At 71.0% G+C, this 24356-nt stretch carries 25 protein-coding genes and 1 tRNA gene; 16 read left to right on the plus strand and 10 right to left on the minus strand.

Annotation, left to right across the window (positions count from 1 at the left end; all coding sequences use genetic code 11):
* Nucleotides 1-80: 80 nt before the first annotated feature.
* Entirely contained in the window at nucleotides 81-1472 is a 1392-nt protein-coding gene (locus AC1DZC_RS08065) for a glycoside hydrolase family 32 protein (protein WP_477042883.1), read from the plus strand.
* Nucleotides 1473-1499: 27 nt separating this feature from the next.
* Here AC1DZC_RS08065 and AC1DZC_RS08070 read toward each other — a convergent pair whose 3' ends face one another.
* Complete coding sequence (locus tag AC1DZC_RS08070) at nucleotides 1500-2732, minus strand: LacI family DNA-binding transcriptional regulator (RefSeq protein ID WP_477042884.1); 1233 nt, start codon at nucleotides 2730-2732, stop codon at nucleotides 1500-1502.
* 94 nt (nucleotides 2733-2826) lie between these two features.
* On the opposite strand from AC1DZC_RS08070, the gene AC1DZC_RS08075 reads away from it, so the two are divergent.
* The 5 genes from AC1DZC_RS08075 to gtfA all read left to right on the plus strand — a co-directional run bounded on the left by AC1DZC_RS08075 (nucleotide 2827) and on the right by gtfA (nucleotide 8510).
* The gene (locus AC1DZC_RS08075) at nucleotides 2827-4197 is read left to right on the plus strand and encodes an ABC transporter substrate-binding protein (protein WP_477042885.1); all 1371 of its coding nucleotides are present in this window, start codon (nucleotides 2827-2829) and stop codon (nucleotides 4195-4197) included.
* Nucleotide 4198: 1 nt separating this feature from the next.
* Nucleotides 4199-5170, plus strand: coding sequence for a carbohydrate ABC transporter permease (locus tag AC1DZC_RS08080; protein ID WP_477042886.1), 972 nt, complete (start codon nucleotides 4199-4201; stop codon nucleotides 5168-5170).
* Nucleotides 5167-5991: a carbohydrate ABC transporter permease gene (locus AC1DZC_RS08085; RefSeq protein WP_477038485.1), complete on the plus strand. Its 825-nt coding sequence runs from the start codon at nucleotides 5167-5169 to the stop codon at nucleotides 5989-5991. The genes AC1DZC_RS08080 and AC1DZC_RS08085 overlap by 4 nt, the downstream gene beginning before the upstream one ends.
* Nucleotides 5988-6953: an alpha/beta hydrolase gene (locus AC1DZC_RS08090; protein ID WP_477042887.1), complete on the plus strand. Its 966-nt coding sequence runs from the start codon at nucleotides 5988-5990 to the stop codon at nucleotides 6951-6953. Before AC1DZC_RS08085 ends, AC1DZC_RS08090 begins: the two co-directional genes overlap by 4 nt.
* A gap of 66 nt (nucleotides 6954-7019) precedes the next feature.
* The gene (gene gtfA / locus AC1DZC_RS08095; protein WP_477042888.1) at nucleotides 7020-8510 is read left to right on the plus strand and encodes a sucrose phosphorylase; all 1491 of its coding nucleotides are present in this window, start codon (nucleotides 7020-7022) and stop codon (nucleotides 8508-8510) included.
* Nucleotides 8511-8688: 178 nt separating this feature from the next.
* On the opposite strand, the gene AC1DZC_RS08100 is transcribed toward gtfA, so the two are convergent.
* From AC1DZC_RS08100 to AC1DZC_RS08110, 3 genes are all read right to left on the minus strand, one after another.
* Nucleotides 8689-8762: transfer RNA gene (locus AC1DZC_RS08100), tRNA-Pro, on the minus strand.
* A 124-nt stretch (nucleotides 8763-8886) separates the two neighbouring features.
* Entirely contained in the window at nucleotides 8887-9840 is a 954-nt protein-coding gene (locus AC1DZC_RS08105; protein ID WP_477038482.1) for a metallophosphoesterase, read from the minus strand.
* The gene (locus AC1DZC_RS08110) at nucleotides 9840-12290 is read right to left on the minus strand and encodes a penicillin-binding protein (RefSeq protein WP_477042889.1); all 2451 of its coding nucleotides are present in this window, start codon (nucleotides 12288-12290) and stop codon (nucleotides 9840-9842) included. The genes AC1DZC_RS08105 and AC1DZC_RS08110 overlap by 1 nt, the downstream gene beginning before the upstream one ends.
* A 370-nt stretch (nucleotides 12291-12660) precedes the next feature.
* Between AC1DZC_RS08110 and AC1DZC_RS08115 the strand changes: the two genes are divergently transcribed.
* From AC1DZC_RS08115 to AC1DZC_RS08125, 3 genes are all read left to right on the plus strand, one after another.
* On the plus strand, nucleotides 12661-12954 hold the full coding sequence (locus tag AC1DZC_RS08115) for a WhiB family transcriptional regulator (protein WP_477042890.1): 294 nt from the start codon (nucleotides 12661-12663) through the stop codon (nucleotides 12952-12954).
* 61 nt (nucleotides 12955-13015) lie between these two features.
* Nucleotides 13016-13174: a DUF4177 domain-containing protein gene (locus AC1DZC_RS08120; protein WP_146847999.1), complete on the plus strand. Its 159-nt coding sequence runs from the start codon at nucleotides 13016-13018 to the stop codon at nucleotides 13172-13174.
* Nucleotides 13174-13653 (plus strand): RidA family protein, encoded by a 480-nt coding sequence (locus AC1DZC_RS08125; protein ID WP_477042891.1) that lies wholly within the window; start codon nucleotides 13174-13176, stop codon nucleotides 13651-13653. Before AC1DZC_RS08120 ends, AC1DZC_RS08125 begins: the two co-directional genes overlap by 1 nt.
* Before the next feature lie 19 nt (nucleotides 13654-13672).
* Here AC1DZC_RS08125 and AC1DZC_RS08130 read toward each other — a convergent pair whose 3' ends face one another.
* Both AC1DZC_RS08130 and AC1DZC_RS08135 read right to left on the minus strand, forming a co-directional pair.
* The gene (locus AC1DZC_RS08130; RefSeq protein WP_477038478.1) at nucleotides 13673-14350 is read right to left on the minus strand and encodes a Crp/Fnr family transcriptional regulator; all 678 of its coding nucleotides are present in this window, start codon (nucleotides 14348-14350) and stop codon (nucleotides 13673-13675) included.
* Nucleotides 14351-14455: 105 nt separating this feature from the next.
* Nucleotides 14456-14869, minus strand: a complete 414-nt coding sequence (locus AC1DZC_RS08135; RefSeq protein WP_477038477.1) for a hypothetical protein — start codon at nucleotides 14867-14869, stop codon at nucleotides 14456-14458.
* Nucleotides 14870-15063: 194 nt separating this feature from the next.
* Between AC1DZC_RS08135 and nth the strand changes: the two genes are divergently transcribed.
* Nucleotides 15064-15774 (plus strand): endonuclease III, encoded by a 711-nt coding sequence (gene nth / locus AC1DZC_RS08140; RefSeq protein ID WP_477042892.1) that lies wholly within the window; start codon nucleotides 15064-15066, stop codon nucleotides 15772-15774.
* Between the two features lie 52 nt (nucleotides 15775-15826).
* Here nth and AC1DZC_RS08145 read toward each other — a convergent pair whose 3' ends face one another.
* Genes AC1DZC_RS08145 through AC1DZC_RS08155 form a run of 3 tightly spaced genes read right to left on the minus strand, consistent with a single transcriptional unit; the run spans nucleotide 15827 to nucleotide 18781 of the window.
* Nucleotides 15827-16762, minus strand: a complete 936-nt coding sequence (locus tag AC1DZC_RS08145; RefSeq protein ID WP_477042893.1) for an alpha/beta fold hydrolase — start codon at nucleotides 16760-16762, stop codon at nucleotides 15827-15829.
* A gap of 10 nt (nucleotides 16763-16772) precedes the next feature.
* A complete protein-coding gene (gene nhaA, locus AC1DZC_RS08150) occupies nucleotides 16773-18029 on the minus strand; it encodes a Na+/H+ antiporter NhaA (protein WP_477042894.1) in 1257 nt (418 codons plus the stop codon).
* Nucleotides 18030-18052: 23 nt separating this feature from the next.
* Entirely contained in the window at nucleotides 18053-18781 is a 729-nt protein-coding gene (locus tag AC1DZC_RS08155; protein WP_477038473.1) for a winged helix-turn-helix transcriptional regulator, read from the minus strand.
* 210 nt (nucleotides 18782-18991) lie between these two features.
* On the opposite strand from AC1DZC_RS08155, the gene AC1DZC_RS08160 reads away from it, so the two are divergent.
* The 3 genes from AC1DZC_RS08160 to AC1DZC_RS08170 all read left to right on the plus strand — a co-directional run bounded on the left by AC1DZC_RS08160 (nucleotide 18992) and on the right by AC1DZC_RS08170 (nucleotide 20770).
* Complete coding sequence (locus AC1DZC_RS08160; RefSeq protein WP_477042895.1) at nucleotides 18992-19726, plus strand: hypothetical protein; 735 nt, start codon at nucleotides 18992-18994, stop codon at nucleotides 19724-19726.
* A gap of 1 nt (nucleotide 19727) precedes the next feature.
* A complete protein-coding gene (locus AC1DZC_RS08165; protein ID WP_477042896.1) occupies nucleotides 19728-20192 on the plus strand; it encodes a thioredoxin family protein in 465 nt (154 codons plus the stop codon).
* Between the two features lie 83 nt (nucleotides 20193-20275).
* A complete protein-coding gene (locus AC1DZC_RS08170; RefSeq protein ID WP_477042897.1) occupies nucleotides 20276-20770 on the plus strand; it encodes a DUF4395 domain-containing protein in 495 nt (164 codons plus the stop codon).
* Between the two features lie 120 nt (nucleotides 20771-20890).
* Here the strand turns inward: AC1DZC_RS08170 and AC1DZC_RS08175 are convergent, their stop codons facing one another.
* Nucleotides 20891-21262, minus strand: a complete 372-nt coding sequence (locus AC1DZC_RS08175) for a DsrE family protein (RefSeq protein ID WP_477042898.1) — start codon at nucleotides 21260-21262, stop codon at nucleotides 20891-20893.
* A 186-nt stretch (nucleotides 21263-21448) separates the two neighbouring features.
* On the opposite strand from AC1DZC_RS08175, the gene AC1DZC_RS08180 reads away from it, so the two are divergent.
* The 3 genes from AC1DZC_RS08180 to AC1DZC_RS08190 are packed head-to-tail and all read left to right on the plus strand — an operon-like array spanning nucleotide 21449 to nucleotide 24323.
* Nucleotides 21449-22036, plus strand: a complete 588-nt coding sequence (locus AC1DZC_RS08180; RefSeq protein WP_477038468.1) for a heme-binding beta-barrel domain-containing protein — start codon at nucleotides 21449-21451, stop codon at nucleotides 22034-22036.
* On the plus strand, nucleotides 22033-23217 hold the full coding sequence (gene ygfZ / locus AC1DZC_RS08185) for a CAF17-like 4Fe-4S cluster assembly/insertion protein YgfZ (protein ID WP_477042899.1): 1185 nt from the start codon (nucleotides 22033-22035) through the stop codon (nucleotides 23215-23217). The genes AC1DZC_RS08180 and ygfZ overlap by 4 nt, the downstream gene beginning before the upstream one ends.
* On the plus strand, nucleotides 23214-24323 hold the full coding sequence (locus AC1DZC_RS08190) for an FUSC family protein (RefSeq protein ID WP_477038466.1): 1110 nt from the start codon (nucleotides 23214-23216) through the stop codon (nucleotides 24321-24323). The genes ygfZ and AC1DZC_RS08190 overlap by 4 nt, the downstream gene beginning before the upstream one ends.
* Nucleotides 24324-24356: the final 33 nt, after the last annotated feature.

A 24356-nucleotide genomic window follows, 5' to 3' on the forward strand; every position in this document is an offset into this window, starting at 1 on the left:
GCGGGTGCAGCGGTGACGTCCCGACGGGTCCGCTGTGTCGAGGCACGGCAGCCGGCACCGGCCCCGAGCGTATTGTCCACGTGCGCATCGGGGTCGGTCGGCTCGCTCGAGCACCGCATCCGACTGTCAGACTGCCTCGCATGGCTCAGATCGACACGGGCGCCAGGCAGGCGACCCCGCTCTGGCGACCTCACGTCCACTTCACCGCTGTCGACACGTGGCTCAACGACCCGAACGGGCTCGTGTTTCACAACGGCGTGTATCACCTCTACTTCCAGAACAACCCGACCGGGGACCGATGGGGAGACATCGCCTGGGGGCACGCGACTTCTCCCGACCTGCTGACCTGGACGGCCCAGCCGATCGCGATCCCGGCCACAGCCGACGAGATGGTCTTCTCCGGCAGCGCCGTGGTTGACGTGCGCAACACCGCAGGATTCGGTGCTGGCGCGATCGTCGCCGTCTATACGAGCAGCTACAGACCAGGCTCGCCGCGCGAGGGGGTTCAGGCGCAGTCGCTCGCGGTGAGCGTGGACGGCGGCTACACCTTCGAACGGCACGCCCACAACCCGGTGCTCGACGAGCACCTGGCCAACTTTCGCGATCCCAAGGTCTTCTGGTTCGGCGGCGACGACGGACATTGGGTGATGATCGTCGCCGAGCCGCACGACCACCGCGTCGGCGTCTACACGTCGCCCGACCTGCGCACGTGGGCCCGCGCTTCCACCTTCGGGCCGATCGGCAACGTCGGAGGCATCTGGGAGTGTCCGGACCTGGTTCGTGTGCCGGTCCGCGACGAGGACGCGTGCGCATGGGTGATGATCATCAGCCTGAGCCCGGGCGGCGCGACGGGCGGGTCGGGCACCCAGTTCTTCGTGGGTGAGTTCGATGGCCATACCTTCTCCCCGACCCGGCCCGACGCGGCTTGGCTGGACCATGGACACGACTACTACGCCGCGGTGTCGTTCAACCATGCACCGGGCGGTGCGGCGATCACGATCGGCTGGGCGAGCTCGTGGGAGTACGCCGAACGGGTACCGACCCATCCGTGGCGCTCAGCCATGAGCCTCGCCCGGATCCTCGAGCTGGTGCGTGGTCCACACGGGGATCTCGTCCTGCACCAGGCCCCTGTCCTGCCTGACGGACACGACGTCGTCGAGCATGTGCTGAACCTCCGGGCCAGCGGCCGGGTGCGCCTGCACACCGCGGCCGACGCGGGCTCGTCGGAGGTCGAGGTGAACGTCGACCGCGAGGCGGGCACCGTCACGGTCGATCGCTCGCGTTGTGGGCCGGCCCTCGGCGAGCACTTCTCCTCCGTCGCGGTCGGGCCACTTCACTCGCGAGACGTGACCAACCTGCGGATCGTGGTGGACGCAAGCATCCTCGAGATCTTTGTCGACGGGGTCACCACATTCACCGAGCTGATCCTCCCGGACGCGCCCCTGACCGAACATGCGGTGACGTGGTCGTAGCTACGCGAGCGTCGATCGGTCTGTGCCCTAGGTGCGCGACGTGGTGCTCGGGGCAGCATCGCGCGACCGGTCACCGAAGATCTCGGCGCCCGGGCTGTTGGCCGGCGCTACGGACTCCCTGGCATGCAAGGGCAGGGGATACCGGTACACGCGTCCGTTCTCGACGCCGACGCCGTTGTGCACGATCTCGATCAGAAGCTCCACCGCGCGGCGTCCCAGCTGCTCGTGGGGGATGGCGAACGACGACAGCCCGGGCCGGAGCCACTCCGCCAGGGGATAGTCGTCGAACGAGACGACGGAAACGTCATGGGGGATCGCCAGCCCGGCCTCGTGCAGCGCCTGGTAGGTGCCGAAGGCGAGGCGGTCGTTGAAGCAGATGATCGAGCCCGGCCGAGGATGCTTCTCGAGCAGGTCGCGCGCTGCCTTCCAGCCGTACGGTGGCAGCCAGTCCTCGCAGAGATGGCCGGACGCCGGCTCCAGTCCGGCAGCCTCGAGCGCCTCGCGGATCCCAGCGAGTCGTTCTGCCCCCGCGACCGTGGTGGGCGGGATGTCGTCGCGCTCGGGGCCAGCACCGATGAGGTGAATCTCGCGGTGGCCCGCCTCGATCAAGAGCCTGGCGGCGGCCCGCCCCGCCTCGATCTCGTCGGGCACGACCGCCGGGGCGACCGTCGTGTCTCGCGACAGGGTGTTGAGCAGCACGGTCGGCACGCGGTCGAGAACGGCGGGCACCTGTCGTGTGCGCGTGAACATCGAGGTCAGGATGATGCCGTCGACCTGCCTGTCGTGCATCGCGTCGAGCAGCGCGGCCTCGGTCTCGTCGTCGCCCTCGGTCTCGCCGATGAACAGCATGAAGCCGTGGTCCCGGGCGGCCTCGATCGCCCCCTTGATCATGTCTCCCGCGAGCTGGGACGTCGCCACAGTGTCAGACACGAGTCCGAGGGTGCGCGTCTTACCCTTCCGCAGCCCGACCGAGACGATGTTCGGTCGGTACGACAGGTCCACGGCGGCGGCGCGGACGCGCTCCTGGACGATCTGGGAGATCCTCAGCTCGTCACCGCGGCCGGACAGGACCAACGAAGCGGTCGTGGATGACACGCCCGCTGCACGGGCGACGTCTGCCAACGTCACTCGACTACGACCCACATGACTCCTTCTGCCAGCTTGGATCCTAGACGGACGACCCCTCTGCGCGTCGATGCGCAACCCCGGCCGAACTGCCTGGGCGTAATCGATCTGTAACCGGAGCGTGCTTGACAGCACTGGTCTCGCATAGCGAGTATCGGTCGTGCTAAGCCGATTTAGCAACCGATCCGGCCTCCCCACCCGGACGCGCTTCGATGAAAGGGAGACACCGTTGTCTCGAACCAGGAAGAGGACCCGTCGCGCGACAGCCGCTGCGGCGCTGTGCCTCGCGAGCGTCATGGCCGCGGCCGCATGCAGTGCGCCCGGCACCGACAGTTCCGACTCGAACCCCACTGCCCGGAGCACCAGCGCCAGCGGCGCCGCCCCGACCTGCGGCACGGACCCCGTCGAGCTCAAGGCGTACATCGAGACCGGATTCCCGCTGCCGAAGGCGCTGTTCGACGAGTTCACGAAGCAGTACCCGAACGTGACCTTCGACGTCCGCGAGGACCAGTTCGCCGTCATCACGCAGAATGCTCCGCGAGTCCTGGTGGATGACCCGCCGGACCTCATGCGCCTGCCGCAGATGTCCGAGCTTGCCAAGGACGGACTTCTCTACAACATGGACCCGTACGCGGCGGCGTTCGGTTGGGACAAGTGGCCCGCTTCGCAGCTGGTGCAGATGCGTGTCGACGAAGACGGCCAGCGCGGGGACGGACCGCTCTACGCGATGGGACTGAACTCCTCCGTCACAGGCGTCTTCTACAACAAGCAGCTTGCCGAGCAGATCGGTATGACGAGCGCTCCGACGAGCCTCGAGGAGCTGGACTCCTACCTGCAGAAGGCCAAGGACGCCGGCATCACTCCGATCGCCCAGTTCAACGGCGGCGCGACCGGGGGTCTCGCGTTCCCGCTGCAGAACCTCATGGCGGCTTACGGCGACCCCGCACCGATCAACGACTGGATCTTCCAGAAGTCGGACGCCACGATCGACACGGACACCAACCAGCAGGCCGCCGAGCACCTCGACACGTGGATCAAGGCTGGCTATTTCGCTGAGGACATCAACTCCCTCGACTACGCCACGATGATGAGCCGCTTCATCGGTGGTCAGAGCCTGTTCATCTTTGATGGCGACTGGGAGTCGGGCAACCTCGACAAGCAGATGCCGGGCAACGCCGGCTTCTTCCTGATGCCGTCCGCGACGGAGGGTGGGCCGCAGGCTGCGATGTCTGCTCCGCTCACCTACGGCGTCTCCGCGAAGGCCGAGCACCCGGACTGTGCGGCGTTCTTCCTCAACTGGACGGCGACCAACGAAGAGGCCCGGACGATCGGTGTCCAGGTGGGTGGATCTCGGCCGATGGGTGCGCCGGACGCTTTCATGCCGGATGTCGACCCCAACACGGTGACCGCGCAGACTCTCGCCGCCGGCTCGAAGGTCAGCGAGGACAACGGGGCGATGGACTTCATCGCCAACGCCACGGGCTCGATCTACGCCAAGAGCTGGACGCCGAACCTGCAGAAGCTGGTCGCGGGCGAGATCACGCCGCAAGAGCTCCTGCCCGCCGTCCAGAAGGACTACGAGAGCGAGCTGGGTAGCTGACATGACCGACCAGCGGCTGGTCCGGCCAGGGCCGGCGAGCCGCGGGGTATCGCACGAGGACTCGTCGTCCTCCGAAGGCAGGCGCCGCGCGCTGCGCGCGCGGCGCCTGCGTCGCGGGTGGCTTGCTCTGGCCCTCGTGCTGCCCGCGGCGTTGTTCTACGCAGTATTCGTCCTCAGGTCGATCGCTCTGACCGTCCAGTACTCGTTCTACAAGTGGAACGGCGTGACTGCGGCGACGTGGGTCGGACTCGACAACTACGTCAGGGTCTTCCAAGACCCGGAGCTGGGCGGCTCGATCGTCAACGCCTTCGAGCTGATCATCTTCTTCAGCTTCATCCCGGTGGCACTGGGCCTGGCCACGGCTGCCACCATCCGCAAGTTCGCCACCAGTCCTCTGGCCGTGGGATCGCGCACCGTCCTGTTCCTGCCCCAGATCATCCCGCTGGTCGCCGCCGGCATCATGTGGAGCTGGATGCTGTCGACGAACGGTCTGGTCAACCAGTTCTTGCGCCTGATCGGACTCGGCTCGGTCACCAAGGCCTGGCTCGGTGACTTCGACACCGCGCTGCCCGCGGTCGGCGTCATCGGGGCATGGGTGCTGTTCGGGCTGTGCATGCTCCTGCTGCTGGCAGGGATGACGAAGATCGATCCGTCGCTCTATGAGGCGGCCCGCATCGACGGCGCGGGGGCGCTCCGGGAGTTCTTCTCGATCACCTTGCCGAGCCTTCGCCAAGAGGTCGGCGTGTGCCTCACCGTGACGATCATCGCGGCCCTGGCGAGCTTCGACATCATCTACATCTCGACGCAAGGCGGACCAGGCAACAGCACGCTCGTGCCTGGGCTCGAGATCTACTACCTCGCGTTCTTCCAGCGAGAGATCGGTACTGCCTCCGCGCTCGCCGTGGTGCTCATGGTCCTCGTCCTCGTCGTCGTTCTGCCCGTACAGCGTCTGACCAGGAGCGACAAGTCATGATCGTCTCAGCCCGCGAGCGATGGATCGGACGCATCCTGCTCGTCCTCCTCATGCTCGTGACAGTCATGCCGTTCGTCAGCCTGTTCTTCACGGCACTGCACGAAGCGGGAACGTATCCGGCGGGGCTGTCGTGGCCGGAAACGCCGCACTGGTCGAACTTCGTGACGGCCTTCCAGTCGGCGCACATGTGGCAGCTCCTGGTGTCGAGCTTCCTCATCGAGCTCGGCGTCGTGCCCATCGCGCTCCTGATCGGAACACTCGCGGGCTTCGCGCTCGGGCACCTGAACCCGCCCGGCGGTCGCTGGATCTTCCTCGCGTTCCTCCTGGGCCTGACGCTGCCGTTCGAGGGCATCATCGTGCCGCTCTACAACTCGATCCGCGACATGGGCCTGCTCAACACCCGCTGGGCGATCATCTTGCCGCTCATCGGCCTGTACATGCCGTTCGCCGTGTTCTGGATGCGGGCCCACTTCATCAACATGCCTCACGAGCTCTCCGAAGCGGCAAGCATCGACGGTGCCTCGACGTGGAAGCTCTTCTGGCGGATCCACGTCCCCCTTTCCATCCCGGCGCTCTCCTCGCTCGGCATCCTGATGTTCCTGTGGACGTGGAACCAGTTCCTCCTTGCCGTGGTGCTCGTCGACGACCCCTTGAAGCGGACGATGGCCGGAGCTCTCGGCGCGTTCCAGGGCCAGTACGGGACCGACATCCCCCTGCTCTGTGCTGGCTCGCTCCTCATCCTGACGCCGACACTCATCATCTTCCTGGTCTTCCAGCGACAGTTCGTCGCCGCGCTGCTCCAAGGCTCGGTGAAGGGGTGACCGATCTCGAACACGCCCGGCCGCTCTTCGACCGAGAGATCGCGGCGGAGCTCGTCTCCCAGGCGGACAACGTGGTGACGTCGCTCGCGCCCGACGAGATCGAGGACCTGCGCGCCAGAGCGACCGTGCCCGACCTGGCCACTGTCGCTGCGCATGCCCACTGCACCGTGAGCGAGCATCGCGCGCCCAGGTCAGCGGGAGACGTCCGCATCGTCCTGGTCCGACCCGAGCGCCCCACGGGTCCAGTGCCAGTTCTCCTGCACCTGCACGGAGGCGGCCTCGTCGCCGGCGACGTCCGCGACAACATCGACATGGCTGTGGACGTCGCTCCCGGCTGGGCAGTCGCCTCTGTCGACTACCGACTGGCGCCCGAACACCCCTACCCGGCGGCCATCGAGGACGCGTACGCCGCACTCGACTGGCTCCTTCGCCAGGCGAGTCAGCTCGGTCTCGACCCCGACCGCATCGTCGTCACAGGAGTCAGCGCCGGCGGAGGACTGGCGGCTGCGCTCGCCATACTCGCCCGCGACCGAGGCGGGCCGCCCATCTTGGGGCAGCTGCTGATCTACCCCATGCTCGACGATCGCAACGACAGCGCCTCTGGCCATCAGATGGCGGGCACGGGGTCGTGGGACCGGATCGCCAACGCCACCGGATGGGGGGCCTACCTCGGCGCGAAGGCGGGCGGTCCGGACACCCCGGGCTACGCATCCGCAGCACGGACGGCCAGTCTGCGGGACCTACCGCCGGCATTCGTCGACGTCGGCTCGGCGGAGACGTTCCGTGACGAGTGCGTCGCGTACGCCGCCCGCATCTGGGCGGAGGGCGGCGATGCTGAGCTGCACGTGTGGCCGGGCGCCTACCACGGGTTCGATGGGCTCGCGCCACGTGCGCGGCTGTCGCGCGCCGCTCGAGCCGCCCGTGCGAGCTGGCTCGACCGGCTCCTGCACCGCTCCGCCTGAACCTCGGCGCGCCTGCTGCGCCGCTGATCCGACCCCATGCAGCACTTCCTTCGACGGAGTCACTCTGTGAACAGCCACGGTCCTCAACTGATCGCGTATGCCGACCGGCTCGCGGGCACGGTCTCCGGCCTCGCCGACCTTCTCGACGGACCCCTCGCCGGAGTCTTCAGCGGAGTGCACGTCCTGCCGTTCTTCACACCGCACGACGGCGTGGATGCGGGGTTCGACCCGCGCGACCACACGGTCGTCGACCCGCGGTTGGGCACGTGGGACGACATACGGCGTCTCGCTGAGCAACGGACCGTGATGGCTGACGTCATCGTCAACCACGTCTCCGCGCAGTCCGCGCAGTTCCTTGATGTTCGCGAGCGCGGCGGGGCATCACCGTGGGCGCCCATGTTCCTCACGCTGTCATCGGTGTTCCCTGACGGCGCCACCGAAGCCGACCTTGCTCGTATCTATCGTCCGCGCCCCGGCCTGCCCTTCACCGCGATGCAGCTCGGCGACGAGCGACGTCTCGTGTGGACGACCTTCACAGCGGATCAGGTCGACATCGACCTCCGAACGAGCGAAGCCTGGGAGTACCTGGAGTCGGTCGTCGACGCCCTCATCTCCGGCGGCGTGACCCAGCTCCGGCTCGACGCCGTCGGATACACGGGCAAGGAGGCTGGCACGGACTGCTTCATGACGCCCAGCACGGACGAGTACACCGAGAGGATCGTCCGGCAGGCGCACGCGCGCGGCGCGACCGTCCTGGTCGAGGTTCACGGCCACCACACGCAGCAGATCGACATCGCTCGCAAGGTGGATCTCGTGTACGACTTCGCTCTGCCGCCCCTGGTGCTCCACGCGCTGACCGCCGGGGACCTGGCTCCCCTGGATCACTGGCTGCAGATCCGACCGACCAACGCCGTGACCGTGCTCGACACGCACGACGGCATCGGGATCGTCGACGTGGGGCCCTCCGACCTGCGAGCCGGCGAGGCTGGTCTGCTCAGGCTCGAACAGATCGATGCGCTCGTCGAAGCAATCCATACCAACAGCGGCGGGACGTCGAGACTGGCAACCGGCGCAGCGGCGTCGAACCTGGACCTCTACCAGGTCAACTGCACGTTCTACGACGCCCTGGGTCGAGACGATCGGCGCTACGTGCTTGCCCGCCTGATCCAGCTGTTCGTGCCGGGCACTCCGCAGGTCTACTACGTCGGGTTGCTCGCCGGCACGAACGACCTGGACCTCCTCGGCCGGACCGGGGTCGGCCGAGACGTCAATCGTCACTACTACACACCGGATGAGGTCGCCCTCGACCTCGCGCGACCTGTGGTGCGTGCCCAGCTCGAAGCCCTCCGGCATCGCACCGCGCACGCAGCCTTCGATGGCACGTTCTCCTGGGACGTCCGGGGCGCACGCGCACGGCTGATGTGGGCTGCTGGTGACGACCGCGCCGAGCTTGCCTTCGATGTCGCGGACGCTTCGTTCTCGATGACGGTGAGCAGCGATCGCGGACCGCTACAGGTCACGTCGGACGGCGACTTCGCCGTCCGCGCAGACGGCTAGCCCGACGACCCTGCGACCCGTCTGACGCATTCACCTGGCTGTGGACCGACGCCACGGCCGGAGGACCGAGCTGGCCCTGGTGAACGGGGCTGATTCCGGCGGTCCGCGAGGCGTGCGGCACGAGTGTGCAAAAGGCCCCTGTCAGCGTCTCCGCTGGCCAGGGGCCTTCTCCACAGTGTCGGGGTGGCGGGATTCGAACCCACGACCTCTTCGTCCCGAACGAAGCGCGCTACCAAGCTGCGCCACACCCCGTGGAGCCTGGCAAGGATAGCCGACGGATGCCCCTGCGACGAAACTGAAAGGCGCTCGCTGAGACCCGGGCCGGGCGCAGGCCGCGAACGAGCACAGCCCCTGCGACGAAACTGAATGGCGAGCGTCAGGGGGCGACGAGCGTCAGCAGCGTCGCCTCGGGCCGGCACGCGAACCGCACGGGTGCGTAGGGCGAGGTGCCGAGGCCGGCGGAGACGTGCATCCACGTCGAGCCCGCGCCGCCGGGGCGGTCGGGACGCGGACCGGGCCAGCCGTGCAGGCCCTTGGCGCGGCCGGTGTCGAGGTCGCAGTTGGTCACCAGGGCGCCCCACAGCGGGACCGCGAGCTGGCCGCCGTGCGTGTGCCCGGCGATGGCCAGGTCGACGTCGTCGGCGTGCATCGCGTCGAGCACGCGACGGTACGGCGCGTGCGTGACACCGAGGTGCAGGTCGACGGGGGTCGGGCCGGTGCGCGCATCGTCGGCTCCGCCCGCCTGCGGGTAGCGGTCGAGGTTCAGGTGCGCGTCGTCGGTGCCCACGAGCGAGAGCACGCGTCCGTCGGCCTTGACCACGTCCCGGCGGTTGGTGAGGTCGACCCAGCCGGCGGACCGGAACCGGGTCGCGAGCTCGCGCCAGGGCAGCGGGACGGCTTGCTTGGCGGCCGGGCGCCGGGCGTCCGGCAGCAGGTACCGCGCGGGGTTCTTGGGCGTCGGCGCGACGTAGTCGTTGGATCCGAAGACGAAGGCGCCGGGGCCGGCGAGGTGCGGCTCGAGGGCGTGCAGCAGGTCCGGCATCGCGTCGAGGTGGGACCAGTTGTCGCCGGTGTCGACGACGAGGTGCGGCTGCAGCGACGCCAGGTCGCGCACCCAGTCGACCTTGCGCTTCTGACCGGGCACCAGGTGCAGGTCCGAGAGGTGCAGGATGCGCAGCGGCTCCTGCCCCGTGGGCAGCACCGGCACGGTCACCTCACGCAGCGCGTACCAGCGCACCTCGACGAGTGCCGCGTACGCGAGCGCCGCCGCGCCCGCGACGGCCAGCCCGCCGGCCGTGCGGGCGAGCGCCCGGCCGGCGTCCGACGACATCAGGGCTGCTTCCCTGGGCCAGGCTTGTCGTTCCCGCCGGGGCCGTTCCCGCCGCGGTTGTCGCCCGGATTCGGGTTGGGGTTCGCGTTCGGGTCCGGAGCAGGCGGCTGACCGTTCGACAGCGTCAGGGTGACGACCGAGCCGCGGGTCGCGGTGCCGGACGGGTTCTGCGCGGCCACGGAGCCGGCCGGGACCGTCGACGGCACCTGGTCCGGTGCGGTCGTGGTGTTGAACCCGGCGTCCTCGAGGATCTTCTTGGCGTCGGCCTCGGAGCGGCCGACCACCGACGGCACCGGGATCTTCTCGCCGAAGACGAGCTTCTGGTCCGGCTCGGCGAACGGCGGGTTCGGTGCGCCCGCGAGCGCCTGCGACATGTACCGCTTCCAGGTCGGTGCAGCGATCGTCGCGCCGTAGGCGTTCTTCACGAACTTGCCGTTGATGACGATGTTCTGCACCGGGGTGAAGGCGTTGGAGAATCCGACCCAGACGGCGGTGGCGAGCAGCGGGGTGTACCCGACGAACCAGGTCTCCTCGTTCTCGCTCGTCGTGCCCGTCTTTCCCGCCGAGGGGAAGTCCGGGGCGCCGACCGACTTGGCGGTGCCCTTCCAGACGTTGCTCAGCGCGAAGTTGATCGTGTTCGCGTACTTGGGCTCGATCGCCTGGTGGCAGTTGGCGCTCGGCACGGGCAGCGGCTGGCCGTCCGCGTCGACCACGCTGACGATCGCGACCGGCGTGCAGTAGACGCCGCCCGACGCGAACGTGGCGAACGCCGCGGCCATCGACAACGGCGCGACCGAGTCGGTGCCGATGATGTTCGAGGGGTTCACCTGCGGGGTGACGGTCCCGTCCTTGCGCGGCTTGGCCAGGTGCATGCCCAGGTCGGTGGCGCCCTGCATGATGTTGCAGACGTCGAGCTGCATGCCCATGGTCAGGTAGGCCAGGTTGACCGAGTTCTTGGTCGCGTCCAGCACGGTCATGTTGCCGGCGCCACCCTCGGCGTTGCCGGGCTTCCAGGGCACGTTCGGGCCCTTGGAGCCGCAGGTGGTGAACATGTTCTCGTTCAGCGGGCGGACCGAGCCGTTGACCTGCTCGTAGAGGCTGTGCCCCTGCTTGAGCCACTCGAGCAGGGTGAACGGCTTGAACGTCGAGCCGGGGGCGAACCCGCCGGACGCGCCGTAGGCGAAGTCGGTGTTGAAGTTGACCGACTCGGTGCGGGCCGCGGGGTCACCGACCGCGGAGTAGTCGCGGTTCTGGGCCATCGAGACGATGGCGCCGGTGCCGGGCTGCACGGTGACGATCGAGCTGGCGACGCCGCTCGGGTCCTGCACAGGGATCCCCGCCTTGACCTCGGCGTCGGCGATCGTCTGGAGCCGCGGGTCGATCGTCGTCGTGATGGTCAGGCCGCCGCGGTACAGGCGCCCCGCGCGCTCGGCCTTCGTCGCACCGAAGGCCGGGTCGTTGACGATGACCTTGGTGACGTAGTCGCAGAAGTAGCCCGAGCCGGCGATGACCGTGCTCGCCACCGCGCAGCCCTGCTTGAGCTCCTGCGGGTGCATCGTGGCGGCGAGCGGGGTGGCGATGCCCGCCGTGTAGTCGGCGTCGGTGATGTAGCCCTGCTCGCGCATGAGGCGCAGGACGGTGTTCCGGCGCGTCTGTGCAGCCTCGGGGTTCTTCACCGGGTCCCACTTGCTCGGGCTCTGCGTCACGCCGGCGATCGTCGCGGCCTCGAGGTAGGTCAGGTCCTTGGCGGGCTTGCTGAAGTAGTACTGCGCGGCCGACTCGGCGCCGTAGACCTTGATGCCGAACTGCGCGATGTTCAGGTACTTCTCGAGGATCTGGTCCTTCGTCATCTGCTTCTCGAGCGTGATGGCGAGCTTCGCCTCGCGCAGCTTGCGCGCGATGCCCTCGCTGCCCTCGGTGCCGCGGGCCTCCTCGAGCGCTGCCTGCCGCTCAGGACCCTCGTCCTTGGCCAGCGCGGCCTCGATGAGCACGTTCTTGACGTACTGCTGCGTGAGCGTCGAGGCGCCCTGCTGGCCGCCGGTCGAGGCCTGGTTCCGGATGAACGCGCGGAGCATGCCCGCGGGGTCGACGCCGGCGTGCTCGTAGAAGCGCTTGTCCTCGGTGGCGATCACGGCGTGCTGCAGCATCGGCGAGATCTCGGCCAGGGGGACCACCACGCGGTTCTGGTCCCAGAACTCGGCGAGCAGCGTCCCGTCGGAGGCCTTGATGACCGACTTCTCCGGAAGACCGGGCTGGTCGAGCTCGGTGGGCAGGTCGTCGAACGCCTGCGCCGTCACGTCGGTGGCGCCGTTGGCGAGCGCGACGCCCGGCAGCGCGAGACCCGCGGCGAGGACTCCGCCGACCCCGGCGACGAGCACGAAGGACAGCAAGAGGGCCAACGCCTGGAAGGCGTTGACCTGACGGCCGCGCGAGCGCGCAGGGTTCGGCATGCCGTCAGGGTAGTAGGCGCCGCTTCAGCACCGGTCCGGATGATCGAGCGTCGACGTGACCTCCACCGGACCCACACAAGCGGGCTACCGCCGATGGGGAGCTCGGCGGACCGGACGCCGAAGGCGGTCGGACGCGTTCCGACACGTTCAGACAACGATCGGCACGGCCCAGCACACCGAGTCACATCTGACACGAACGGGTGACGGAACACGCGATCGTGTCCACTTCCGGACATGTTCAAGCGTCCAACAGCCGGAACGACCCCTTCGGAGGCTCGCCAGAAGGGTCGCGGTACCGCTAGTTTCCCGGCAGGACAGGGGTGCGGTGGCCGCTTTCGGTGCAGCCCCCTCGGTAGGCAGGGGAGGTTGAGTGACCACACTCGTATCGGACGCGCACTGGACCGCACTCGCGGAGTGCGGCACCGGCAAGATGGCTCCCGATGCCCTCTTCGTGGAGGGCGCAGCCCAACGCGAGGCGCGCACCATCTGCACGGGGTGCCCCGTCCGGCTCGCCTGCCTCGCCGACGCCCTCGACAACCGCATGGACTTCGGCGTCTGGGGCGGTATGACCGAGCGCGAGCGTCGGGCGCTCCTGCGTCGTCGGCCCGACGTCCGCTCGTGGCGTGCGGAGCTCGTCGGCTCGGAGCCCGTGCTGCTGGGCTGAGCCCGTCGTCCTGGCCGAGCCCGTGCTGCCCGGCCCAGACACCCACCACTAGGGTGAGCGCATGGCTACGACGTGGGAGTACGCGACCATTCCGCTCATCATTCATGCCACCAAGGCGATCCTCGACCAGTGGGGTGCCGACGGCTGGGAGCTCGTCCAGGTGATCCAGGGACCGGACGCCGGCCTGGTCGCCTACCTGAAGCGGCCCAAGGAGTCCTGATGGGCGCCGCCGAGAGGCTTGCCGCGCTCGGTCTTGAGCTGCCCGTGGTGGCCCCGCCGGTCGCCGCCTACGCGCCGGCCGTCCGCTCGGGCGACTACGTCTACACGTCCGGGCAGCTGCCGTTCGTCGCCGGTGCCCTGCCCGCGACGGGCAAGGTCGGCGGCTCCGTGAGTCCCGAGGACGCCGCCGGCTACGCCCGGACCTGCGCCCTGAACGCCCTCGCGGCGGTCGCCGGCCTTCTGGGTGGTGGCGCCGACGCCCTCGACTCGATCGTGCGCGTGGTCAAGGTCGTGGGGTTCGTCGCGAGCGAGCCGTCCTTCACCGGGCAGCCCGGCGTCGTCAACGGGGCGAGCCTGCTCCTGCACGAGGTCCTCGGCGACGCGGGCATCCACGCGCGCTCGGCGGTCGGGGTGGCGGTGCTGCCGCTCGACTCACCGGTCGAGGTGGAGATCGTCGTCGAGCTCGCGCCGTCTGCCTGAGCGAACGCGTGACGGACGACTAGCGGGCGCGGCGCTCGAGCCGGTCGACGTCCAGCAGGACGACCGCACGGCCCTCGCGACGCACCCAGCCGCGAGCGGCGAAGTCGGCGAGCGCCTTGTTCACGGTCTCGCGAGAGGCGCCGACGAGCTGTGCGAGCTCCTCCTGGGTCAGGTCGTGCGCCACGCGGATGCCCTCGTCGACCCGCTCGCCGAAGCGCGTGGACAGGTCGAGCAGCGCCTTGGCGACGCGGCCGGGGACGTCCGAGAAGACGAGGTCCGCGAGCGCCTCGTTGGTGCGGCGCAGCCGGCGTGCCAGGGCCTGCAGGAGGTGCTGGGCGACCGTGGGCTTGTCGTGCAGCCAGCGGATGAGGTCGGCGTGCCCGAGCTCGAGGACCACGGCGTCGGCGACGACGGTCGCGGTCGCGGTGCGGGGGCCGGGGTCGAACAGGGACAGCTCGCCGAACATCTCGCCCGGGCCGAGCACGGCCAGCAGGTTCTCGCGGCCGTCGTTCGATCGTCGGCCCAGCTTGATCTTGCCCTCGCGGACCACGTAGAGCCGGTCCCCGGGCTCGCCCTCGTGGAAGAGGGCGTCGCCGCGGACGACCTCGATCGCCTTCATCGTCGCGACGAGCGCCTCGGATGCTTCCGGCTCCAGGCCGGCGAACAACGGGGCCGCGAGCACGATGTCGTCCTCCACGGTGACACCTCACCTCTCCTGCACAGGTCTGGCGTGGCGCCACGCAGACATAGGTGGCCGCTGGTCAGCGGCCTGATCCACGCTCAGTCTGCCCCATCGGAGCGGTCAACCGCGGCTCAGCGGCTCCGCGAGGCCGGACAGTGTCGCGCCGGGCTCCTGGGCGAGCCGGGAGATGAGCCGTTCGGTCGCCCGGTCGAGGGCCTGCTCGACGCCTTCTCCGTAGCGCGCGAGCTGCTCGTCCAACGCCCGGAGCTCGTCGATCCGCAGGTTCTCGGACTCGTTCGATCCCCCCAGCACGGCCGCCAGGACGGCCGGCCGAGGAACCTCGACCCCGACCTCCGGCGGCAGCTGGAACGCCATGTCCTCGCCGAGCGACTGGGGCTGTGCGGCCTGCGCGACGGCGAGGTCGAGCCTGGCGCGGACCAGCCGCCGCCACCACGTGACGCGGGCGTGCTCGGCGCGCAGCGCCCGGCGGTCCAGGCGCAGATCACGCACCCGGTGCTCCACGGCAGGGATCATGTAGGCGGTCCTCCTCAGGGGTTCCGTGTCTGGTTTCGGCCTGATCGCGGGGCACCTTGAGGAGGCGGGCACGGTGTGGCCGACAGATCACTCCAAGGGAGCAACGCCGCAGGTCACGCGGGTGAATCGAGCATCCGGCCGGAACTTTGCGGCCGCACCCGGTGCGTGTGGGCGGTCGGTCGTACGCTGCCACGGTGAACCCGACGGACCTGGCCGCCCAGACCGAGACCGACCTCGCCCGCACCCGTCGCGCCCGTCGGATCGACCGGGCGCTGGCGGTGCGCTACCCCGACGCCCACTGCGAGCTCGACTTCAGGTCGCCGTTCGAGCTGCTGGTCGCCACCGTGCTCTCCGCGCAGACCACGGACGTGCGCGTGAACCTCACGACACCGACGTTGTTCGCCCGCTATCCGGACGCGGCCGCACTGGCCGCGGCGAACCCGGAGGAGGTCGAGGAGATCCTCAAGCCGACCGGGTTCTTCCGTGCCAAGACGAAGTCCGTGATGGGCCTGTCGGCGGCGCTGGTGGAGCGGTTCGGCGGCGAGGTGCCACCGCGGATGAAGGACCTGGTGACGCTGCCCGGGGTCGGCCGCAAGACCGCGAACGTGGTGCTCGGCAACGCGTTCGGCATCCCCGGGATCACCACGGACACGCACGTCATGCGGCTCTCGAAGCGCCTCGGGTACACCGCGAGCGACGACCCGCTGGTGGTGGAGAAGGAGCTGAACCACCTGCTGCCGCGGGCCGACTGGACCATGGCCTCGCACCGGCTGATCTTCCACGGCCGGCGCACCTGCTTCGCCCGCAAGCCCGCGTGCGGCGCCTGCCCGATCGCGTCGTCGTGCCCGTCGGCGGGGATCGGGGAGCTGGATCCGGTGAAGGCTGCGGCGCTGCTGAAGGGGTGACCACGCCGGTCCGGCCAACCTGGGCGGACAGGGCCGCGGTGCCGCTGGAGGGCTAGCCGCTCGGGGCGACCTCGCGCAGCCAGCCCAGCAGCAGGTCGCTGACCTGGTCGGGTGCTTCCTCGGGCAGGAAGTGGCCCGCCTGCGAGAGCAGCTCGAACCGGTAGCCCGGACCGACGAGCGCAGCGGTCTGGCTGGACAGGGCGGCGTGGGCGGCGGGACGGATGCCGTCGCGGCCGCCGTGGATCTGCAGGACCGGCAACGGTCGCGTGCCGGCGAGGGCCGCGTGGTAGCGCCGGCCGTCGGGTCGAGGCATCGAGCGCACGATCCAGCGCAGCTGCTCCATCTGGCTGTGCGCCGCGAACGGCACCTGCGCCGCGGAGCGGTAGACCGCCTCGTCGTCGGCGCTGATCCAGCCGGGGCTGCCGCCCCACTCGTGCAGCAGGCGGGAGACCAGGTCGCCCTCCGTGAGCGCGTGCTCGGGGAAGGAGGGCAGCTGGATGAAGGCGAGCCGCTTGGCCGCGGCCGGGCGGATCGCGGCGCGCAGGCTGCCACGGGTGTCGAGCGGGTGCGGGGCGCCCAGGGCGGCGACTGCGCGGGTGTGGCGCGGGTGCAGGCCCGCCATGGCCCAGGCGATCTCGCCGCCCGTCCCGGTGCCGACGACGACGGCGTTCGCGGCGCCCAGCGACTGGATGACCCCGGCGACGTCCGCGGCGAGCGTGGGGACGTCGTAGCCGACCGGAGGCTTGTCGGACCCGCCCGTGCCCCGGACGTCCATCGCGGCCACGCGGTACCCGGCGTCGGCGAGGACGGGCAGCTGGTGGCGCCATGCCCACCAGAACTCCGGGATCCCGTGCAGCAGCACCACGAGGGGAGCGTCGCGCTCGTCGGGACCCGCGAGGGCCACGTGGAACCGGGCTCCGTTGGCGGCTACGAAGCGGTGCTCCCAGGGGCCGTCGATCAGGAGCGTTGCGGAGTCGACCGTACTCATCGGTGCGAACCTACCCGCTCGCCGGCGCGGGAACGGCGCGCGCGTGGAAGCGGTCGCGTTGCACGAGCGCGAGGGCGCCGAGGACCGCGGCGACGGCGGACGCGATGATGATCGCGACCACGACGTGCTCGTCCTTCTCGCTCCCGGGACCGAACGCGAGCTCGCCGACGAGCAGCGAGACCGTGAACCCGATGCCACCCAGGAGGCCGACCGCGCCGACGTCGCCCCAGCCGAGGCCCGGCGCCAGCTGGGCGTGCGTGAACCGTGCGACCAGGAAGGTGGCGCCCAGGATGCCGAGGGGCTTGCCCACGACGAGCCCGAGTGCGACGCCCTGCGCCACGGGGTCGCTGAAGGCGCCCGAGATCGAACCGGCGGAGAGCGTGACGCCCGCGGCGAAGACGGCGAACACCGGGACCGCGACGCCGGCGGACAGCGGCCGCCACGCGTGCTCCCAGCGTTCGGCGAGCGACTCTCGCGGGGGCTCCGGCAGGTGCAGCGCCTTCTGCGTGGCCACGACGGTGCCCGGCACGACCAGTCCCAGCGCGACACCCGCGATCGTCGCGTGCACGCCGGACGCGTGCACGGCCGCCCAGGCGACCAGTCCCATGGGCACGAGCAGCCAGCCGCTGACCCAGCCCCGGCGGATCGCGAGCCAGAACAGGACCACGACGACCGCGCCCACCCCGAGCCAGACCAGCGACACGCTCTCGGTGTAGACGACGCCGATGACGATGATCGCGAGCAGGTCGTCGACCACGGCCAGGGTCAGCAGGAACGCGCGCAGGGCGTTGGGCAGGCTGCGTCCGACGATGGCGAGCACCGAGACCGCGAACGCGATGTCCGTCGCCGTCGGCACCGCCCAGCCCTTCGGGGCACCACCGTCCGCGGTGAGGTTGATCGCCAGGTACACCGCCGCCGGCACCAGCATGCCGCCGACGGCCGCCACGATCGGGACGATGGCCGTCTGGAGCCGGCGCAGCTCGCCCGCGACGATCTCGCGCTTGAGCTCGAGTCCGACGACGAAGAAGAAGATCGCGAGCAGCCCGTCGGTCGCCCAGGTGGCGAGCGACAGGTCGAGGTGCAGCGCCGCTGGGCCGACGACGGTCTCGGAGACGGTTCTGTAGCTCTCCGGCGCCGCGTTCGCCCACACGAGGGCGAGGACGGTGCCGGCCAGCAGGAGGGCGCCGCCGACCCGTTCCTCACGGAGGGTGTCGAGGAGGTTGCGTTCGGAGCCGGGGGACAGCGATGAGAAGAGCCGACTGGGCACTGTGCTCCTCAGGAAGGCCCGCCTCAGGCGTCGGCGGGCTCGGGGATCTCCGTGCGTCCGTCGACCGCGCCGCGACGGTCCTTCGGCGGGTCGAACCGGTAGCCCACGTTACGCACCGTCCCGATCAGCTGCTCGTGCTCGGGGCCGAGCTTGGCGCGCAGTCGTCGGACGTGGACATCGACGGTCCGGGTGCCTCCGTAGTAGTCGTAGCCCCAGACCTCTTGCAGCAGCTGGGCCCGCGTGAACACGCGACCCGGGTGCTGCACCAGGTACTTCAGCAGCTCGAACTCCTTGTACGTGAGGTCGAGCGGACGGCCGCGCAGCCGGGCGGTGTACCCGCCGGCGTCGATCGTGAGCTCGCCGGACGAGATCTCCTGCGGTGCGTCGTCGTACCCCGCGGTCGCTGCACGCTCCATGACGAGGCGGAAGCGCGTCTCGACCTCGGCGGGGTTGGCGCTCTCCAGGATGATGTCGTCGGCGCCCCACTCCGCGGTGACGACCGTCAGGCCGCCCTCCGTCAGGACCAGGACGAGCGGCACCGTCAGACCGGTGGCGCGCAGCAGCCGGCACGTGGTCCGCGCGGTGACGAGGTCACGACGCGCGTCGAGCACGACGATGTCGGCGTCCGGTGCATCCACGAGCGCTGACGGTTCGACCGGCAGGACGCGGACGCGGTGGGACAGAAGTCCGAGAGCCGGAAGCACCTGGGCGGAGCCTCCGGACGCTGGAGTGAGCAGCAGCAGATCCGCCACGTCCTACCTCCCTGCGTGCGAGTGGGGCACACGGTATCGCGTGTTCCGGGCACGTTGCGTCCGTTTGTCGAGGGCTGACCGCACGCACGGGTGGTGCGTCGGTGGTAACTCCGGGGAAATCGGCGCGAGATGCGACAATCGGCGGCGTGCTCCTGCCTGCTGCTCCGTCCTGCCTGTCCGTGGTGACCCCGGACGCAGGTCGGTAGGCGCATGCAGCTCGCCACCCGCGCGGTCGTCACAGCCGCGCTCTCCGCCGCCGTCGCGGTCGCCGGGTACCTCGGCGGCCTCCCGCTGACGCTCGCCGCCGCGCTCCTCGCCCTCGTGTTCGCCCTCGGGTGGCCCGCGCTGGTCGGCCTGCCGTTCCGGGTCGGCTCGTCGGTCGTCGTCGCGGTCGGCGGGGTCGGCGCCGTCGCCGTCGTCCACCTCACGCCCGAGCAGCCCTACCTGCGGTTTCTCCCCGTGGCGTTCGCCGGGGCGATCCTCCTCGCCTTCCTGAACGAGCTCCTGCGGCGCGACGGGCGCGAGCGGCTCGTCGAGTCCGTGTCGGGCACCGTCGCCGGGACGCTCGTCGCGGTCGCCTCGGCCGGCTGGGTGGCCACCGGACGCACGCCGGGCGGTGAGCCCCTCGTCGTCGTCGGCGCCCTCGCGCTCGCCGTCGGGTCGKCCGTCGTGGCGCTGCACCTCGCACGGTGGCTCGGCGCGGTCGTCACCAGCGTCGCCGCGGCCGGCGCCGGCGCGCTCGGCGGGGCGGTCCTGCCGGACATCGACGTGGCGCCTGGCCTCGTGCTCGGCCTCGCGGTCGGTGTGCTCGTCGCCACACTCCACGCGCTGTTCGACGAGCTCCCGTCACTCGAACGGCGCTGGCCGTCGCTCGCGGCCGTCACCCTCCCGGTGACGGTGACCGGGACGCTCGTGTACGTCGTCGGCCGGGTGCTGGTGGGCTGACGTGCGCAACGTGCTGCTCCTCGTCGTTCTCCTCGCGGTCGCCACCGTGATCGGGTTCTGGTGGAGGTCGCGCAACGGCCGGTACACCGCCGTGGACCCGGCGCTGCTGGCCGGGGCCCCAGCGTCGGACGTCGCCGACGACACCCGGCTGACCTCCGCCGAGCTCGGCACCCCGCTGGGTGCCCGCGCCACGTTCGTCCAGTTCTCCAGCGAGGTCTGCACGCCCTGCCGCCGGACCGCAGCCGTGCTCGAGCACCTGGTGTCCGAGCAGCCCGGCCTCTCGCACGTCGAGATGGACGTGGTGGAACACCTGGACCTCGTGCGACGCTTCTCCATCATGCGCACCCCGACGACCCTCCTGCTCGACGCCCGCGGCGTCGTGGTCGGTCGTCTGTCCGGTGCGACGGACCGCCGGCACGCGCTCACCGCGCTCGAGGCGTGTCCGGGCGGGGCCACCGCTCCCTGAGCTCGCGCCCGTGAGGGCCGCCGGCCGGGCGGCGATGGCCCCGGCCCCGGCCCCCGTCCCGCGTCAGCACCTTGGAGTTCCCGATGTCCGAGCCCGCCCCCACGTCTGCCCCCACCTCGTCCACCACGCGTCCGGCACCCGCCGGGATCGATCCCCGCGGGCCGCGCTTCGGCGCGTGGATCAACCTCGTCCTGCTCGCCGGTGTCCTGCTGCTCGGTGCCTGGCCGGCCGCGGCGACCTCGCTGCTCGCCGTGATCGTCGTCAGCTTCGCGATCGGCGCCTTCCGCGGCGTCGGCCACACCTGGCAGGGCTGGCTGTTCCGCCGGTTCGTGCGCCCGCGCCTCGCACCGCCCACCGAGCTCGAGGACCCGCGCCCGCCGACGTTCGCCCAGCTCGTCGGTCTGGTCATCACCGGCGCCGGTCTGCTGCTCGGGCTCGTCGGCGTGAGCGCCGCCGTCCCGGTCGCCGCCGCGCTCGCCCTGATCGCCGCGTTCCTCAACGCGGTCTTCGGCCTGTGCCTCGGCTGCGAGCTCTACCTGCTGGGCATCCGCCTCCGCGCGGGCCGCGCCACCGCCTGAGGGCTGAGCGCCCCTCGCGTGCCGAGGTAGCCGCACCTGGGACGCATGACGACGGGTGTGGTGGCCGTGGCGCCACACCCGGTCACTCCTGTCCCAGGAGCGGCTAGGTCGACACGTGCGTCAGTAGACGAGCGCCTGGGCGTTGTCCGCCAGGACCTCCTCGACGAACACCGCCGCGCCCGCGATGCGGATGCCCGGCAGGACGTCGGCGGGGCCGATCGAGCGGCGGGCGGCGCACTGGGTGCAGACCGTGACCGTGCCCTCCTCGAGCACCAGGGCGAGCAGCTCGGCCAGCGGGGTCGCGTGCTCCAGGACGAGGTCGTCGGCGCGCCCGGGAAGGGCCAGCCAGGCGGACTCGCCGGTGAGCCAGAGGCTGACGGTCGCGCCGGCGGCGACGGCTGCAGCGGCGACCGTGAAGGCCTGGTTGGTGGCCTCCGGACGGTCGGTGCCGGACGTGGTCTTGATCACCAGAGGGCGCGCGGGGGTGCTCACCGGAACAGGTTAGGGGCCCGTGCTCGTTAGGATCGGTGCATGACTGCGCTCGAGGGACTCTTCATCGGCCTGCTGGTCCTGGCGACGCTGGCGATCGCGTCGATCTCGCTGCTCGTCGTCTACCGGCTCTACAAGGGTCAGAGCTGACGCAGTCCTGCGTCCGACCGTGACCAGGAGGCTCTGAAGATGGCGTTCGTCCTGCCCGACCCTGAGGGCATGGCCCCCGAGGTCTACCCGCTGGCCTGGCTGGTCGGCACGTGGCGCGGCGAGGGCGTCGTGGACTATCCCGGCATCGACGAGGCCGCGTTCACCCAGGACATCGTCTTCGACCACGACGGCGGCCCGTACCTGTCGTACTCGTCGACGATCCGGCTGGTCGAGGCCCCGGCGGACACCTCCGCGCTCGAGGGCGACGTCCCGCCGGCCCCCGTCTGGCAGACCGAGTCCGGGTACTGGCGCGTCCCGCCGCAGCGGCCGACGGACCACGGGCTCACCGCCGAGCAGCACCCGGTCGAGGTGCTCGTCGCGGACCCGTCGGGCCGGGTGGGCCTGTACATCGGCGCGGTGGGCAAGGGCCGGATCGACCTGGTCAGCGACGCGATCGTCCGCGCGGCCAGCGGCGCCGACGTGAGTGCGGAGAAGCGGCTCTACGGGCTCGTCAACGGCGAGCTCATGTGGGCGCACGACATCGCGGCCTTCGGCCACCCGATGCAGTCGTACGCGTCGGGGCGGTTGTCCCGCGTGGAGAGCACCGACCCTGAGGACGCGTCATGACGGCACCGGTCGAGGAAGCTGTCGAGCGGCACGGCGAGCCCCCGCGGCACGCGAGCCCGCTGCTGAACCGCCGGGGTGCGGTGCGTGCCTCGGGTCCCGACGACGGCGTCGCCTGGCACTACGGCGACCCGACCGCCGAGCAGCGCGCCCTGAGCCGCGGCGGCGCGGTGGTCGACCAGTCGTACCTCGGCGTCGTCACGGTGACGGGTCCGGACCGGCTGAGCTGGCTCAACTCGATCACGTCCCAGGAGCTGACCAACCTCCCGCCGCGCACCAGCACCGAGCTGCTCGTGCTCAGCCCGCAGGGGCACATCGAGCACGCGGCCGGGGTCGTGGACGACGGCGAGACCACCTGGCTGCTCACCGAGACGCCGATCGCGCTCGCGGCGTGGCTGAACCGCATGAAGTTCATGCTGCGCGTCGAGATCGCGGACGTGACCGACGACTGGGCGGCGATCGGTGAGCCCGTCGACGCGGAGGGCACGCCCGAGGAGCCGGTCACGTGGCGCGACCCGTGGCCGACGACCGCCGAGGGGGGCACGCGCTACGGCCCGGCCGACGACGAGCACCCAGGCGCGGACCGCGACTGGCGGCTCGTGCTCGTCCCGCGCGCGGACCTGGTCGACGAGGTGCGCGCCCGCGAGGCGGCCGGCTGGCCGCTGGTCGGCACCTGGGCCAGCGAGGCGATGCGCGTCGAGGCGTGGCGGCCGCGGGCGTCCCACGAGGTCGACCACCGGACCATCCCGCACGAGCTGGACTGGCTGCGCACCGCGGTCCACCTGCACAAGGGCTGCTACCGCGGGCAGGAGACGGTCGCGCGCGTGCACAACCTGGGGCGCCCCCCGAGGCGGATCGTCATGCTGCACCTCGACGGCTCCGGGCACGTGCTGCCCGAGGTCGGCGCGCAGGTGCACGACGTGGTCCGCACGGAGACGTCGCAGGAGCCTGGGCGCGCGGTGGGGAGCGTGACGACCGTCGCGCGGCACCACGAGCTCGGGCCGGTCGCGCTGGCCGTCGTGAAGCGGTCCACGCCGACCGACGCCGAGCTCGTCGTCGACAGCGACGGCGGCGCCGTGGCGGTCAACCAGGAGGCGATCGTGCCGGGCGAGGGCGTGTCGACCGACCGACCGGCGCCCCGTGGACCGGTGGCCCGCGGGCTGGGGCAGCACCCGATGCTGTGAGCGCCCCGGCTGCCGTCGACCCCCGGCGCAACCCTCGGGTGGTCCTCGAGACCCGTCTGCGGCAGGGCGTCTCGCGCGTCCACGCCGGGTGGTTCCCGATCCTGCAGGCAGCCCTCGCGGCGGCGATCGCGTTCGGCCTGGCCCGGTACGTCGTGCACCACCCGTACCCGTTCTTCGCCCCGGTCTGCGCGTGGGTCGCGCTCGGCTTCACCGCCGACCGGTCGGCGCGCCGGGTGGCCGAGCTGGCCGTCGGCGTCGCGATCGGTGTCGCCCTCGGGGATGTGCTCGTTCGCCTGATCGGCAACGGGATCTGGCAGGTCGCCGTCGTCCTGTTCCTCGCCGCGACGATCGCGCGGTTCATCGACCGCGGCGTGCTGCTCACGACGCAGGCGGGCGTCCAGGCGCTGGTGATCGTGGGCCTGCCCGCGCTGACCGCCAGCGGGGGACCGCTCGGGCGGTGGATCGACGCCGCGATCGGGGGTGTCGTCGCGCTCGCGGTAGCCCTGCTCACGCCGCGCGACCCGCGGCGGCACTCCCGCGCGCTGGCCCGCGCCGCGTGCGACGAGCTGGCCGGCGTGCTGCGCCTGTTCGGGCGCGGGCTGCGCACGGGCTCGACGGACGACGTCGAGGACGCACTGGTGCGGGCGCGGGCGTCGCAGCCGGCCTTCGACGAGTGGTCGGAGACCGCCAAGAACGCCGGCGACCTGGCGCGCATCTCCCCGACCATCCGCAGGTTCCGCGACGAGCTGGCGGCGCTCGAGGGCCGGGCGGTGCTCGTCGACCGGGCGATGCGCAACACGCGCGTGCTGGTCCGACGGTGCCTGGCCGCGGTCGAGGCCGGCACCCACGACCTCTCGCCCATCGCGGCGCAGGTGGAGGCGACCGCCCGGGCCGCCGCCGAGCTGTCCGCGGCACTCGGCTCCGGACGCGACCCGGCCCGCGCGCGGTCCGAGCTGCTCACGATCGCGCAGTCGCTCGACCCGTTCACGCTGGACGACTGGCAGGTCCAGAGCCTCGTCCTGCTGCAGCGGTCGCTCGTCGTCGACCTGCTGGAGGCCGCGGGCACCGGGCGACAGGCCGCCCGGGACGCACTCCCCGAGATCTGATCGCCCGCTCGCACCCCCTCTGGCCTCGGTGTT

The sequence above is a fragment of the Cellulomonas sp. P2_B4 genome, assembly GCF_056404795.1.